Source organism: Shewanella halifaxensis HAW-EB4, from assembly GCF_000019185.1.
Classification (GTDB): Bacteria; Pseudomonadota; Gammaproteobacteria; order Enterobacterales; family Shewanellaceae; genus Shewanella; species Shewanella halifaxensis.
The window spans coordinates 3001135-3017379 of record NC_010334.1 but is presented as its reverse complement, the minus strand read 5'-3'; the positions used below and the strand labels follow the sequence as shown (position 1 = coordinate 3017379).

General features: G+C 45.3%; 7 protein-coding genes. All 7 read right to left on the bottom strand.

Going from position 1 to position 16245, the window contains the following annotated elements; genetic code table 11:
- Positions 1–94 precede the first annotated feature (94 nt).
- The 7 genes from SHAL_RS13015 to SHAL_RS12985 all read right to left on the bottom strand — a co-directional run bounded on the left by SHAL_RS13015 (position 95) and on the right by SHAL_RS12985 (position 16147).
- Entirely contained in the window at positions 95–2434 is a 2340-nt protein-coding gene (locus SHAL_RS13015; RefSeq protein WP_150102093.1) for a hypothetical protein, read from the bottom strand.
- Positions 2435–3171: 737 nt separating this feature from the next.
- The gene (locus SHAL_RS13010; RefSeq protein ID WP_012277586.1) at positions 3172–3972 is read right to left on the bottom strand and encodes a DsbA family protein; all 801 of its coding nucleotides are present in this window, start codon (positions 3970–3972) and stop codon (positions 3172–3174) included.
- A 43-nt stretch (positions 3973–4015) separates the two neighbouring features.
- Positions 4016–5386 carry a sigma-54 dependent transcriptional regulator gene (locus tag SHAL_RS13005; RefSeq protein WP_012277585.1) on the bottom strand — a complete coding sequence of 457 codons (1371 nt, stop codon included), beginning with the start codon at positions 5384–5386 and terminating at the stop codon, positions 4016–4018.
- 239 nt (positions 5387–5625) lie between these two features.
- Positions 5626–7941, bottom strand: coding sequence for a hypothetical protein (locus SHAL_RS13000; protein ID WP_012277584.1), 2316 nt, complete (start codon positions 7939–7941; stop codon positions 5626–5628).
- A gap of 216 nt (positions 7942–8157) precedes the next feature.
- Positions 8158–9603 (bottom strand): hypothetical protein, encoded by a 1446-nt coding sequence (locus SHAL_RS12995; RefSeq protein WP_012277583.1) that lies wholly within the window; start codon positions 9601–9603, stop codon positions 8158–8160.
- A 176-nt stretch (positions 9604–9779) separates the two neighbouring features.
- A complete protein-coding gene (locus SHAL_RS12990; protein WP_012277582.1) occupies positions 9780–12857 on the bottom strand; it encodes an efflux RND transporter permease subunit in 3078 nt (1025 codons plus the stop codon).
- The gene (locus SHAL_RS12985) at positions 12854–16147 is read right to left on the bottom strand and encodes an efflux RND transporter permease subunit (protein ID WP_012277581.1); all 3294 of its coding nucleotides are present in this window, start codon (positions 16145–16147) and stop codon (positions 12854–12856) included. The genes SHAL_RS12990 and SHAL_RS12985 overlap by 4 nt, the downstream gene beginning before the upstream one ends.
- Between the last annotated feature and the right edge of the window lie 98 nt (positions 16148–16245).

Below are 16245 nucleotides of genomic sequence, written 5' to 3'. Positions count from 1 at the left end.
AGGCTAAGTACTGTTAATATAAGTACTGTTAATATAAGTACTGTTAATAATAGTACTGTTAATAATAGTACTGTTAATTGTTGAGTCCTGTTATTTACTCAACGGTATTAACTTCAACAGCTACGCCATTGACAATCGGCGTACCTTCATCATCCTCTACCACAGCGACGATACCGTCGACTCCTGCAGATAGGAAGGTGATTGGGTCTGTGTTTTCCACACCCGGCTTGAGCTCAATCGTAAAGGCACAGGTATAGTGTTCACTACCTGAACCGCTATAGCCAAGTACCGTACCTATGGCACAAGGAGAGTATGCAACACCTGCATGTTCCCCACTGGCAGCATTGAGGACGGTAAACTCTGCGTGTGGATTATTATGGGCAACTGTTACACCCTTCACTGTGAGTTCAGTTAAGGTCACATTCTCGACACCGGCATTAGTTAGCTCTAACACCACTAGCATACTGGTTGCGAATGCCATATCGGTATCTGGAGCCTGCGGTGTAAAGGTTACTGTCGCATCATTGGATGCATCGACATCCTGACCGTCTTCATCGACACCTCTAATGGTGGCAATATTGACATGAGTATCACCTGCATTACCTTGTAATCCCTTGGTGATATCACAGCTTGCGTACTCGCCAGGTTGTAATACAAAACCGTTAAGTGCTGTATCAGCGATAGGGTTACCGTTTTTACTATCTACTGTACACTCACCAGTTAGGCTACCAAACATATTATCTGTTAGAGTGGTGAAGCTCACGTCATCCACACCTGCAGCATCGACTTTAAATTCAAAGTTATAGCTAACGTTGCTGTAGTTAGTTGGATCGTCACCGGTTTCTAATACTTCTGTTGGATTTGCAGTCTTAATCAGAGTGATTGACGATGGTACGTCACGGATATCGACCATGGCAGAATCGTTACCTGTCGCCTTATCATGCTCATCATCGATCGCTGTAGCGGACACTGTATTGGAGTGCTTATCGCCAGCATCACCAGCAATAAATTTGGTGAACTTACAAGTATAAGTCCCACCTAAGGCAATAGTCTTGGAGATTGCAGAGCATTCATCGGCAAGAAGATCGCCAAAGTCGGTGTCATTTAACACGGTTAACGTGAGTGGAGAATCCCAGAATGCCGCATCATTTTTGACCGTAACGGTAAACTCAACATTTGCACCAGGTTCCAATACAAACGTTTTATCTGTCGTCTTGGTCACGGTAATCGCGGGTGGCAGGTTGGTGATCTGCACTCGGACCTCGTTACTACAATGATCGCCGGCAATGCTTGAAATTGCAGAGCAGCTATCGCCGTTAACAACGGCATCACCATTCTTATCTATCAGTGCTAGCTTAATTAAGTCATCATAAAGCTCAGGGCTCTGATCATTGGGCAGGTCCCGGTCGACAATATGTACTGTAAAGGCACAACTGTATGTGGCACTAGGCAGAATTTCACCGCCGTTAGCAGGCATTGAACAGTTAGTTGCTGTTAGGTACAGCCCATCAACGTTTGGATTGGCTGTGACAGGTGAACCCCAAAGATTGATTGAAGTATCAAACCCACCTTCTGCACCAATATCAATTTCATCACTTAATGATGTGATAAACAGAGAGGTTTGGGCATTAGGGTTAGTAAAGCTAACGGTATAGCTAAAGGTGCCACCAGGCTCACTACGAGTTGAGACGCTAGTGAGTGTTTTAGTCACAACAGGGGGTTTAGGCTTAATAAAGACATCGATATTAAAGGTGTCACAATTACACTTAGATTTGTTGTTAGGGACCTGACCCGCGTAAGGGTCTTCTTCATAGGTACAATTATCTCTTTCGATATTATCCCACGCCGCACAGTAGGTGAAGTCAGCCTGATTATTACCATCGGCATCGGCACATAACATGGTGATAGGCTCATTGGTGAGCACATACTCATCTGGACCTAAAGCTTTGGTGATATCACCACATTGGTCGCCGTCTAATTGGACATCGGCGGTTTCAGGGCTGTCACCGGGTATAGGTAAGATCATGCTACAGTTACGAAGGCCTGCACCTTGTACAACTTGAGGGCTGGCTTCTGTTAAAGGTAGATAGAAAGTGGTATCCCAACGCTCATTCGCATTAGTTCGTACCGTTACATCGGCATTGAAGGTGAACACGTCACCTAAGTTACACTCGGCGTTTGGGTCGATAGGTGTGACTCTAGTGATTTCGACGTCATTAGCGGTACAATTAAGTGCATTTTGAGCGAGCTTATTACCGTCTTTCATCAAGTAGGCGTCAGCCATACAAAATTTAGTCGGATCTTCGCTCATGCCGAGCCAGTCGTAGGCTGCGGCATCTGCCGTTGACAGGCTCGTCACACCATAGAGGGTGGTCGAGCTTATAAGCGCAATACCTAACGCGCGAATAAGCTTTTTGCATTTGATTCGTTTCATAATATTTACCATCTTAATAAGTGAATATGGATAAAACGTGCTTAGTTTTTGTCAATTTTTACTAATAAAATCTTTACTTGCTGTGTGTCAAAATTTGACGTGGCCCCATGGTCACGTCACTGTCGGCAGTTTGCCGATAAGACTGATTACCTGACTGAAAAGATCGCTAGCAATTTACTTCAGTGAGGGCAAATTCAAACTTATGCTAAGAGAGTAAGCAAACCCTAAGCCATAGCTGTATCCATTTGAATACAAAGGGTAATCTTTGTTTTCGGCTCTCTTGGTTGGAATGAGATGTTTCAGAGGTGAAACAGAAATATTTAGGTCGCCCATCTAACTAATTGTTTGTTTGGGGGTTATTTTTTTATAGTGTTCAAGTTGAGGCTGTAACGCTTGTTACACTTGGTGCAGTTCTCTTGTGAATTCAGCGCTCCGTGCCTGAGAATAAGTGTGTTTAGCAATGAAAAAGCAGAACTAAAATAGTGCTTAGCACTTCATTCAGTCTAAATCGTTAGCTCACGTAGTTTACTTGGGGCAAGCAAGTAAGGGGGGGATAGAGCATGGTAAGAAAGGTATTTAAAGATGAGTATATAAAGCCTTTGCTTAATTTAGAGGGTCTGTTAATAGTAAGAGGTTATTACCAGTAAGGAGCTAATACCAATAATGGACCGTGGCCCAATACTGGTATTAATCGTTTTAAGCTGGAACAGTATAGAGTCGTGATATATTCACGGATTTTACTGTTTGCTAGTTACTTTTTTGGGATTGGCGAGTAGCTCATCGAGTAATCGCGCGAAAGTTTGATAACTCTGGGCACCGACAATCAGCTTGGGTGAGATTAATTGACCGTTCTCGACTCTACCAATCACAAAGCTAGGTGTGCCTCTGATCCCTAGAGAGGAGCCATAGGCAACATCTTGCTGCACCTTATTGAGCATCTGCTCATCTGCAAGGCAGGCGTTAAACTTGGTCATATCTAATGAGAGATTGCTGGCGATTTGTTGGTACAGCTCATCATCGAGTTGCTTCATATTCTTGAACAGTGAATCACGCATTGGCCAGTATGCGTCTTGTTGCAGACTGCAGTTTGCGGCAATCGCGGCGCCTTTGGCCTTAGGGTGAAAGTTCAGCGGAAAGTCGCGGGTGAGATATTGCACCTTGCCAGTATCGATATAATTGGATTTTAGCTTAGTGAATGTTTGATCGATAAAACGTTTACAGTAAGGGCACTGGTAGTCTGAAAACTCGATAATGGCTAGCTGAGCTGTGGCATCGCCCTGTAAAGGTAATTTACCATCTTCACCGTAGTTAGACTGTGTCGGTAAGGTTTTATATTGCGGCTTTTGAGATCGCATCGCAATGGTATGAATATCGTTAACTTGACCTCCAATCGTACTCATCTCTTTTTTCAGCTGCGTGATTTCCTGCTTGAGTGATGCCATCTCCTTTTGCAATTCGGCGTTATTTTGCGGCTGGCAGCCAGTAAGTAACAAGGGAGTCAGTAATAACGCCAGCGGTAGTCGTTTATATCTTAACATTGTGGGGATCCTCGGCTATTCAAATGGACTCGAATAGCCATCACTAGAGTTTAATTTTGCATTTCTTAATCAGACGGTAAAAGGTGGTTCTGGAGATCTTGAGCTCACGCGCCGCAGCAGAGATATTGTGGTTATTACGCTTGATGGCATCGAGTAGCAGCTCGGTATCGATCACCACTCTGTGCTGAGCAAGATCAACCACATCGTTTTCATCCGGCTTAATATTGGTGATTTTTATGCCTAAATCCGCTGCGCTTAATTGATCGCTATTTGCCATGATAATGCCGCGATGTATGCGGTTCTTGAGCTCTCTTACATTGCCTGGCCATTCATAAGCGAGCATGATATCCAGCGCTTTGGGGGAAAGGGTATACTTTTGATATTCGGGACTGAACAGATTAAGGTACTCATTCGCGAGCAGTAAAATATCTTCTTTATGCTCTCTAAGACTCGGCGCGTGTAGGTGCAGTATATTGATGCGATAATAGAGATCTTCACGAAATCGCCCCTCTTCGACAGCGGTTTCAAGATTAATATGAGAGGCGAAGATGATCCGGCAATCAATGTTGATGGTTTTATTGCCACCGAGACGCTCGATGATATGCTCTTCGAGAAATTGTAACAGGTTCACTTGAGACTCTAACGTAAGATCACCTATTTCATCTAGAAATAGTGTGCCTTTATTGGCTCTCTCTATATGGCCTATGTATTGTTTATCTGCGCCAGTAAAGGCGCCTTTTTCGTGACCAAATAGCTCAGAATGGATCAAGCTTTGTGGCAGGGCGCCACAGTTGATGGTGATGAAAGGGCCTCTTTTTCGGGCTGACTGGCTATGGATAAGACGAGCACATAGGCCTTTCCCCGTGCCTGTTTCACCGCTGATCAATACTGCCTCGTCCGATGCGGCAACCTTGGTAATGTTACTTCTTAGTTTATTGATCAAATGAGAGTCACCCAAAAACGGTGTTTTCTGACCAAGATGACGGCAACCTCCTTGCTCCTTTTGCTTCAAGATTGCCATGCCATAAGCATGACCCAATGTTTGGTTGAGGTGGTCCCAGTCGATGGGAAGATGGTGGTAGTCGGTAAAATAGTAGGGTAGGCGTGATATGAGTGCTGCATCTACCGCATCGATATCGATTAAAACCGCTATCCAAATAATGTTCTGTTGACGCTGGTTTATCTCATTGACGCTGTTGAGCACCCGATGCTGAGTTTTTTTAGATAGCACTGCAATGGCAACGAAAAAATTATAATCTTGCACTGCTTTATTTGCACTCGCGAGGGTATCGGCAAGGATGCAGTGCCAACGAAACGGTTTGCGCTCTTTTGCACAGAAAAAAAACTCACCAGTAAGGTCAAGCACAAGGATCTCTCTACAAGCAATGGGTTTTTTCTTTTGGAATTTGTTCACGGTTCTCCCTTAGAGAAACTCTGTGTCAGTGCCCTCAATGGCGAACTATCGATGTATAAATTTTAGGTAGGATTTGACGGAACGCAAGCCGATAGGCAGCTAAAAATGCCGAGTTATTGACGTTTGGCAAAATATTGTCACTATGAGTGTCGATATTGGCTTTGAATCGGATCTTGCTCTTTGCTCCCCAGAGTTGGAGATAGGTAGAAAGTGAAGCTCATCCCTGAGCTTAGGTGGTACTAGTATGCGACGGGCAGTGCAGGGCACTGACTAGGATCGCTTGGTACGTACTTAACACCGTTACCATCGGCAACTTTCATGTTGTTAAAGGTATCTAACAAGGTCTTGTAGTGATTTTGCGCTGCGGCATCTGTACCTTGCCACGCGCTGATTGCTGCTGCAACGATATCTGCGGTAGACATAGTGCCTCCGCCAGGCATCATTAACACGGCATCACCACCTAGGCGATACTCAATATTGAACAGAAATGCCAGCAATTGCTGAGCGAGCTGCTCTCGTGGATCGCCGCCGCCATTACCATCAATTAAGAAGTGGGACACCTCGGCTTTGACGGTACCCGCACCTGCTGAGATCCCATCTGTGATGGAGTCATTTTTGTAAGCAGTATCGACCAAAGTACCATTGGTGAACATGCCATCAAATGGCTCATCGCCTTTGCCAAAATAGCTGGTTTCGCTGTCATAAGGATCTAAGCTATTGATATAACTTGTGACAAAAGCGGTTTCCATTTCGCCTAAGCCATTCTTGTTATGCCAATAACCTTTAGTACCGAAACTCGCTTCGTTGAAGCAGATATTGGTAAATACCACGTCACCTAAAAGGGTGTTGCTATTGTCTTGATAAGCGTTACCCATGATAGGAGGGTGTCGACCATCTGGGCCGCTGGCCTCGGATCGCACATCAAAGTCGATTGTAATACTTGATGTCGCCATCCAACCTTGCGCTGTGGCCTCTTCTACCTGATAGAAGTCAGATGGATACTGAGTCAATGGCGCATCACCATAGCCATTAGGTAACAGTACGCTAAAGGTCATTTCACCGTTGACATCGGTCATGCGGTTTGCGTAACCATTCTCTAGGAGCGGATCTGCGGTGAGTCCAAAGCGTGCGACAACCTCTGCATACACATCGGCATTAACCGTACTACTAATCGTATCGGGAACGGGTCCACCGTTAGATTCCAGTAAACTTGGGGCGTACTTTAATCGAACTGGCCAGTTGGCTAGCCCAACTTCATTGCCATCTTGGATACCGTTATTGTTAGTATCAAAGATTTTCTTGACCTTAATATTAGCAAAGCCCACCTGACTTAAGGTGATAGTGATTTGTGGGTCGCTATCCACTAGAGGCTCAACGCCTAAGGCTGCGGGTGTAAAGTCAGAGAACTCATTACTGGTATGTGGTGCTAGACCGTCATCAAACAGATCGGGACAAGGCATCTCCATCACGAAGCGCTGAATAAAATCATTGGCGTCATCGCCATCCCAAAGGTTAGGATCCTCAGGGCCGGTATTGAGTGAGCTAAACGCTTGGTAGTCATGAACATAACCTGAAGTCGTGAAATACTGACTATTGAGGTTTTTGTCTTGATGTTCAGTCCATCTGAAGTGGTCCAAAGACCAAATATCATTGAGCTGTCCTAGAGCCTCTTTAAGTAAAATCGTGGTTGGATCGCCACTGGACTCATCATTGGTGTTATCGTCATTACGGACATTTAAGCCATCCTCGATACCATATTGCCATTGCCAGATAAATTTTTCACCTAGGTCTAAACGACAGTTTAAGTTGGCATCGTGGTAGTTACGCAAAGCGATAATACCGTACTGAGGTTTTTTCTCCTTCACTTTAAAGTTATCGGTTTTGGCGAAGCGTGGAATAAAGCCGTGGAAGTTTCCCGCTTGATAACCTTCTTGGTTAGGTTGGTTTGTTGCTCCCATGCCTCCAGTGTTGTCGAACTGATTGATAGGTTCATAGTCACCGACAGGGGTAACCCACGCCTTATAGACCCCACCTTTGTTGGGAGTGTCATCATAGGGATAGAGCTGGATGACCATGGCATAGAGGGGATCGCCGCCGTGATCGATGTCGGAGTTAAACTCGTGAACCGCCATGGTTTTGTTACCGTTTGTGGGGTACTGCGTACAGGAAACGGCCTGCCATGCGCCTTTATCTTTCACATAGTTTATTCCACCGGCACCTGGGTACTCAGTAATGACGCCATTTTCGACTTTAATCTCACGGCAACTGATGTGGTCTCTTGAGAGAAGATCTTTACCACTGGGATCGGTAACTTGGAAATAGTAATTACCGTCAGGTAGCGCTGCAGCGAATGCTGGCGCATTCATCCTTGGCCCACCATCAAGGTAAACTTCGAGTTTACTGCCATACCTCACATTCTCATTGACTATGCCGCCATCTTCTGTAGTGGTGAAAATTGCACCCGATAGCGCATTAGCTGCCATTGGCAGGCCTGCAAGAACAAGTGCTGCAAACATAGGTAAGAATGAGAAACGAGGTTTACTGTGAATACTCATAATTGATACCTCATTTATCGTAATATTCACCTAGATTAGATACATATATAGTGCCAATCATTTATTTCTTATTATTCAATTAGTTATATCCCTCTTGGCGATGAAAGTGTAACAGGGATCAGTAGGTTGAATTTATCTTGAATTTTTTCAGTTAGTTAAACTGTTTCATAAGTGGAACAGATCCCAGAGGGGCTAAGGGAAATATGTGGGTATTGGTTAATAATAAAATATATCTAACTCATAGAGTGCGGCGTTATCGTCATAGGACTCATATTTTGCCAGAATGCTGAAATGCTCTCTCTCGATATCGACCTGCTCAAAGTTATCAATTGCATCATTAAAATGCGCTAGCATGCCTTGTTTTTCGAGAGGGAGTTTCAGCGCGTTAATCGTGCTAATAAAGGTGTTATCACTAGTATTGTAAAATAGAGAGTCACTCAATTTTACTTTCTCAAGCTGCTGGTCATTAAACCTGAGCAAAATATTGTTGCTGACTAACCACCAAACATTATCGTCGTTGGCAATATTGAGTTTATTAGCAAACGGAATATGGTTTTTAAGCTCATCTAAAGTGAGTGTTTGTCCATTTTGTGGCGCTAAGCGTTCGAATAACCACTCTTGTTGACTGCTTGTTAGGTTAGGGCGCTCACTCATATCCAGAGACTTATTGATAGGTGTCAGGGTGAAATGGGTTAACAGTTGCTTGGAGCTGGACGCTTTTTCAGGATGAAATTTGTCAAAATCGAGGAGTAGGTGTTGTTGATTTTCCTCGATGATAAGCTGGTTATCGCTCTTTTGAGTCATGCTTGATGACAGTGTTAACTGTACGTGTTTCATGTCGTCATTTTGAAGCGATACGTCTTCTATTTTCCAGCGAGTATCATCAAAGCCTTCTCTAAAACCGATAGCGTTTAGTCCTGCGCCGTTTAGCATATGCAACTTAGACGTGACCATACTGAGCTTGCCTTTGCTAAAGATGAACCATAGGTTTCTTCCGTAACCCATAATTATTTGTTTATCTTCAAGCATGAGTTCAATACTTGCGGGGCCGAGTTTTTCAAGCGTTTCCTTGATACTCGCACCGAGCTTAATGCCGTAAACCCCTTTCGCTATTGAGATATTTGCTGGTGGCAAGATAATCTGTCTAGAAAGTTTGAAAGGCGATAGAGAGTTTGAGTCATCTAAGTTGATCGTATACTCATAGGAGAAACTGTGAACGATGTAGCCCTCGGCGTTATAGGGCGCAGCCTCTTTAGATAGTGACTTATCGCTTGTACACATTTTGTAAGCTTGTGCTTGAACCTGTGTATTGAGTCTATTGTGTTTGGCATCGACATTCGATGCCTCCCGAAATTTTTCGGTATATTTGGTAATGTGATAATTAACATGGGTAATGATTAACGCATCGGCGCCCTTCTTCGTGGCGATGTGGCGAAGCTGCTCTAGGGCAATTGACAAAGATCTATCTTGGGTAACGTCCTCCTGAGTTAGAGAGTCTACATCTTCTGTTTTTAGGCTAATTGATCCTAATTCTTTTTCAATACAATTGGGTTTGTAGTTGAAAATGACCGCATCAGATGAGGTTTCGCTATAAGAGGGCAGAGTGATGAGTAGTGAGCTTAGCAGCGAACTAAAGAGTATTTTATTGTAAATCCTTGGCATTAAATGCATTTCCTTATGCTAAATAGTGGCATTTAACATCTTATTTAACATCAACAAAGTCAAACCTTATATTAAACATATTGTTTTGTGATCTAAAAGTAATGTGTAAAAAAGGCTGAGTTAACAGCCTTTTTGGTCTTAATTTAAGCGTTAGTTTATTTAAGTGTTCAGTCCCATTAACTCATCCAAGGTAACAACTTTCTTGAGAAACTGTCTGCTTGCCCGAGGCGAATTGCGCTGCGGTGACGCATTCTATAGAGCGCTTGATAACATAGAGGCACCAAATATAGGCTGGTGACCGTTGAGAAGGTGAGTCCACCGATAATCGCAATCGCCATCGGTGAATACGACGGGCCGCCGCCTCCTAGTTGAGTGTCTCCCATTGCGAGTGGCACTAGACCAAGTACCGTAGTGCCTACAGTCATCAGCACTGGGCGCAATCGGGTATAACACACTGCACTGATAGTGTCTGATAGCTCATCAAGCTCAGGTGAAAGTTGATTGATTTGATCCACCAATACAATGCCGTTATTGACGACAATTCCCATCAAAATCAAAATACCTATCATCGCCATAATCGACATCGGTGTGCCGGTAAACAGCAGTGCCCAAAACACGCCGGTAATAGAGAACAGAATCGAGGTGATAATTGCCGTTGGTAATAGTAGTGACTCAAATAGGGCCGCCATGACGATATAGATCATCGCAATGGCCAATATCATATTGGTTGCCATTACCGCTTCATCTTCATCTTGCTTTTGAAAGCCGCCTCGTAATGAGTAACCGTAACCCGCAGGGAAGTTAACGCTGTCCATCACTTGGGTGATTTTCTCCTGTGCTTCCTCTGTTGTCAGCTCATCTAAGTTCGCCCCAATTGAAAGCGCCGTTTGTCTGTCGTAATGCCTAATGGTGTCAAACCTTGGCAAAATTTCGATTTTGGCCAAGCTGTCTAAGGTATAAACGCGGTTATCAATCCTGATCACTGGCAGTTGCTTTAACTTCTCAAGCGATAATCGCCATTGCTGCTCATACGCCATCTCGATACGCAGTTCGCCGCTAGGATCGTGACGGAATGAACGCAGAGGTGTACCTCTAAGGGCCATAGAGATACTTGATGCGACTTCATTGAGTTTTAAGTCCAGTCTGGCTGCCATCTGACGGTCGATACGAATGACTACCTCTTGCTGCGCACCGTTTAGCTCTGAGCGTACATCGGTAAGGCCATCGATATTGCTCAGCAGAGGGATCACTTGCTCACTAAGGTGAATTAACTCTGTAGTCGAGCGTCCGGTAAGCGACACCCGTACCCCATTGTTTTCCCCACCCCAACCAAATTGCGGCTTAGCGATGGCAAATTTGGGGAAGCCTTCGCGTATGGTTTTCTTAAGCGCCTTCATATCGACTTCGGTATCTTCTTTTAAAATAAGCGTCGATTGACCTCTATCGGCAGCAAAATAACTGTATACCGAATCAATTTGGAACTCGTCCTTATTGGCATAAAGGTAGGTTTCCATCTTAGTGATCATCGCTTCGGTGACATCTAAGCTGTGGCGGCCCTCAACTTGATAGTTAATGTATAAACGATTATTCCCCTCACCGTCGGACTGATCTTGCTTCACCATACTCAGTGGTAGCGCCGTCGAAGCTAGAATAACCATGGCTAGTACACCTGAAATACGCGGGTGCGCCAATATCCAGTTGAGGCTAGTTTGGTATCTCGCTTGAAGGTGACTCTTTTTAGGCGCCTTCTTTTGGCTAAAGCTCATCCTACTGAGCATTAACGGCAATAGGGTCTTAGCTACCAACAAAGAGGCGGCAAGGGAGATACAGATGGCGATGGCCACATGTTCTAAGAAGATGGTCAGCTCGACTTTTACACCAAATATGTTTGGCAAGAAGACAATTGCCGTCGTTAATGTGCCAGCAAGCACGGCAAGCGAGACTTTATCGACGCCGCGAAGAATGGCGCTGCTGTTTATCTTGGCCACTCCCGCTTCTTGTGCTGAGCCATCTGCTATTTGAGCCTGTTTCTGCTGCAGCACACTTTCGGTGACCACCACGGCATTATCAATTAGCATACCGACGGCTAGCAGTAGCCCCATCATCGATAAGATATTAAGGCTATAACCTAAAAAGTACATGGCGGCCAGAGTCATACAGATGGCAATAGGTACTGATGAGACGATCACTAGGGTCATCTTCAGATCCCGAAGGAACAGATATAAGACCACAAACGAGAGCAGGGCACCAATTAGTCCGGCTGTGAGCAAGTCGCGTAGGGACGAGGTCACGCCGTAAGCCTGATCTTCCATAACAAACAGTTTGATGCCTTCAAACTGTGAGTCACGCTTAGCCTCATTAATGACCTTCATCACCCGCTGTGAAACATCGACAAGATTGGCCCCAGACTCCTTAAACACATCTAAGCCAACGGCGTAGTTTTGATCTAAGTGACGGCCATCTAATCGTTCTGGCAGTGAAAAACTGACATTAGCGATATCACCTAAGGTGATCCCAGGTGCTAACACTAATGCGGTAATATCATCTAGATTTCTAAATTCGCCCTTGGGTGATACTTGATAGACACGGGAGTCAGTTTTTAGCACACCCGCATTGATGACAAAGTTTTCTTGTTGCAGTCGTCTGTTTAGCGATTGCACTGAAATATTGCTGGCAGAAAGCTTGTCTGCATTAATGCGGATCTCTATCTGTTTTTGCTCTACGCCATAAAGGGTGACTTGCGATACACCTTCCACACGCTCAAGCGGCTTTTTGAGCTGTTTATCTAGCAAATCAAAAGCGCTTGAAAGCTCACGGTCGCTTGAAATTCGTAAATTGAGCACTGGCATATCAGCGGTGCTGAATTGGCGGATGAATACTCGCTCCACATCCTTAGGTAGCAAGTGGCGCACCGCATCGATTTTCTCTCGTGCTTCTAGGCTTTTGGTGGCAACGTTTTGACCCCACTTCATCCTTAAATCGATTTCGGCGCCATTTTGCGAGGAACTCGAACGCAGCTCCTCGATGCCGCCCATAGTGGCTAGCGACTCCTCCAATACGTTGGTAATGTCACGCTCCACCTCTGCAGGTGTTGAGCCCTTATAGGGCACCTCTACAATCACCTGAGGAATATCGATGCCAGGAAACATCTCTAGTGGCAATAATCTACTCGAGGCGAGGCCAAATAGTAGTATTGCCACAAAGAACATGGTGGTGGTAACGGGTCTTGCTAAGGCAAAGCGGGTGATATTCATGCTTGGCCTCCTTCAAGAGTTGGCTTGTTGATTAAAGAGGTTTCACTGATATTTTTATCAAATTCTTTTCTATCAAAGAGGGCATAAAGTACTGGGATCACCACCAGTGTTAGCAAAGTAGATAATGACAGCCCGAATATGACGGTTATCGCCATTGGGGCTCTGACTTCACTACCGTCGCCGAGGCCTAGAGCCATAGGGGATAGGCCAAGCGCTGTGGTCATGGTGGTCATGATAATCGGGCGTAGACGAGATTTCGCCGCATTTGAGATAGCGGTGATTTTCTCTTCGCCGTCTTGACGAAGTTGGTTAATTCTATCGACTAATACAATGGCGTTGTTCACCACGATTCCTGCCAGCATGATGAGGCCGATAAATACCACCACGCTTAGGTGTGTTTGGGTGATGAACAGGCCTAAGATACTGCCACCGACCGCCATAGGCACGGCAATTAAGATAAGTAGAGGATGCAGCAAGGATTCAAACTGGCTGGCCATCACTAGATACACGAGGAACACTGCAAGTACTAAGGCAATTTGTAGTGACTTAAAGGAGTGCTCCATCTCCTCGTTTTGACCACCGAAGCGGGCTTGAATTGAGGTCGGCAGAGTTTGCGCTGACAAAATATCGCGGGCGTTGAGTACGGCATCATTCAGATCACCGTATGCCAAGTTTGCAGACACAATTGCCACGCGTTGCTGGCTAATACGGTTAATCGCCGATGGACCGAGCTTTAAACTCACGTCTGCCACCGCACTGAGTGATATTGGATGGCTACTATTTGGGTTAATGATCATCGAGTCGATATCACTAATTTGATTACGCTCATCGAGCTCACTGCGAACTAAGATATCAATCTTACGGTCGCGAACCGTGTATTGACTTGCAATGGTGCCGCCTATGCGCTGAGCGATACGATTGGCAACTGTTGGTGCATCCATACCAAGAGCGGCTAAGCGCTCATGATCGAAGCGAATACTTAGCTCTGGTTGACCATCTCTTAGGCTGGTATTGATATCGGCGAAGCGATCTGAGTCAGACAATGCATCGACTAAGTTGTCGGCGGTTTGCTTAAGCTGACCTAAATCGTAACCGACGAGCTCAATCTCAAGCGGCGTCTTAAAGCTAAATAGTTCAGGATGCTGCATTTTGGCTTCAAGTTCTGGAATGCGCATCGCAGTGGAACGTAGCTTATCGGCTACCGCATCGAAGGCGTTGTGATTCTGAAGAACCACCTGTAAACGCCCCCAGTTTTCACCGCCTCGCGAGGTGTCTGATGTCATCAAGCCGCCGCTACCGGCCTGGCTATAAGCGTGCTTTACATCGCTGCGATCTTTAATCGACAGCGCGAGGGTACGCAGTACTCTATCGGTTTGAGTGACTTCAGTTCCGGGTGGCAGTAAAACCTCTACGTAGAATTCGCCTTGGTTCATTGGCGGAATAAGCTCCATGCCAAGGCGTGGTATTAATAGCCCAGCCCCTGCGGTCACCGCAATCGCAATCGATAACGTCAGTACTTTAAACTTAAGTGCCGCCGCTAACAGTTTATGATAGAAGCGCTCCAACTTGTGATAGCCCCAATTAAAGGCGCCGCTAATGGGACGCATCACTAGACCCGTTAACCAAGACAGGCTACGACCAATAATCAGCACTAAGGTTAACAGTGCGCTTGGCAGGTAGTTAAATAACAATACAAAAGGAAATGAGAATACGGTGGCACTGTAATGCTTGAGTTTGGCCATCTTGGTTTCAGGCTTGGGTTTTGCCGTTTTTTCAAGCAAAGGTGGCAGTGCCTTAAAGCCTTCGCGAGAGGCAAGCATTGGGATAGTGGTTAATGCCACAAGCAATGAAGCGAGGAGGGCGAAGGTCACGGTTAATGCTTGGTCTGAAAACAATGCTCCTGCGACGCCATCGACAAACACGAGAGGCACAAATACCGCAAGTGTGGTGAGCGTTGAGGCAAAGATAGCGCCGGCGACCTCCTTGGTTCCTGTCACGGCGGCGTCTAATCGATTCATACCCAGCGACTTACAGCGGTCGATATTTTCTAGCACCACGATGGCGTTATCGACCAAGAGACCAACGGCTAAGGCTATTCCTCCAAGTGACATGATGTTAAGGCTGATATCGGCAAAGTACATCATGTTAAAGGTGGCGATGACCGAGAACGGAATAGAGATAGAGATAATAAGCGTCGGCACAATATCCCTAAGGAACAGGTAGATGACCAGCATTGATAGCAAGCTACCAATCAAGGCGGCAGTAGTCACCTCATTAACCGCACTTTCGATAAATTCCGATTGATCGTAAATGACTTTAAGTTCAGCTTTGGCATTATGTTTATTGAGTTTATTAAGCTCATTCGTGACTTTTTGAGCCACAGCAACGGTATTGGCATCGCCTTCTTTGTAGATCGCCAGCTCGATAGACTCTTTATCACCTATTCGCGTGATGTCATTACGTTCTTTATGGGCATCGACAATTTGAGCCACTTCAAACAGACGCACCAAAGTTTGCTCATCACGATAGATCACTATCTGGCCCAGCTCCTCCAGAGAATTGAACTGATTCAGGGTACGGACTAAGTATTCTTTGTCACCTTGGATCACCTTACCTGCAGACAAATTAATGTTTTCTTCGGCGATACGGTTACGGATAAGATCGGCACTTAAATTAAGCTGAGTCAGTTTTTGCTGGTTTAACTGAATATGTACCTCTTGCTGCAGACCGCCGGAAAGCCTTACTGCAGCAACGCCTGTTAGAGACTCAAGTTGACGTTTAAGCTCCTCCTCGGCATAGGTTCGCATCTGCTTGAGCTCGGTTTCACTCATGCCTTCAGTCGTACTCTCACTGGTCTCAGGCACCGATAGGGCTAAACGAACGATGGGATCTAAGTTGGGGTTAAAGCGCAGTAATAGTGGCTTTTTAACATCTAGTGGCAATTCGATGGTGTCGAGCTTTTCTCGCACATCGAGGCTTGCCATATCCATGTCGGTGCCCCATTCAAACTCAAGTACGACATCTGACATGCCTGAGCGAGAAATTGAGCTGATTTTTCTAAGCCCCTTTACAATACCCGCCGCTTCCTCGATAGGTTTAGAGACTAACTGCTCAACTTCAACGGGGGCCGCACCCACATATTGAGTACGAATAGTGATGGTCGGATAGCTCAAGTCCGGTAAAAGCTTTACCGCAAGGCGGGAGAAACCCACCATGCCGAAAAGAATGACCGCAAACATAAACATCCATACTGTTACCGGTCGATTAACCGCAGTTTTTATAATAGACATAACGTGTACCCTGTTATTTTACCTGATGCTAGGTCCGGGAAAGTAACCCGTTCAATGGCTGATATAACGTCGATATTTTTGATAATAGACATAACGTG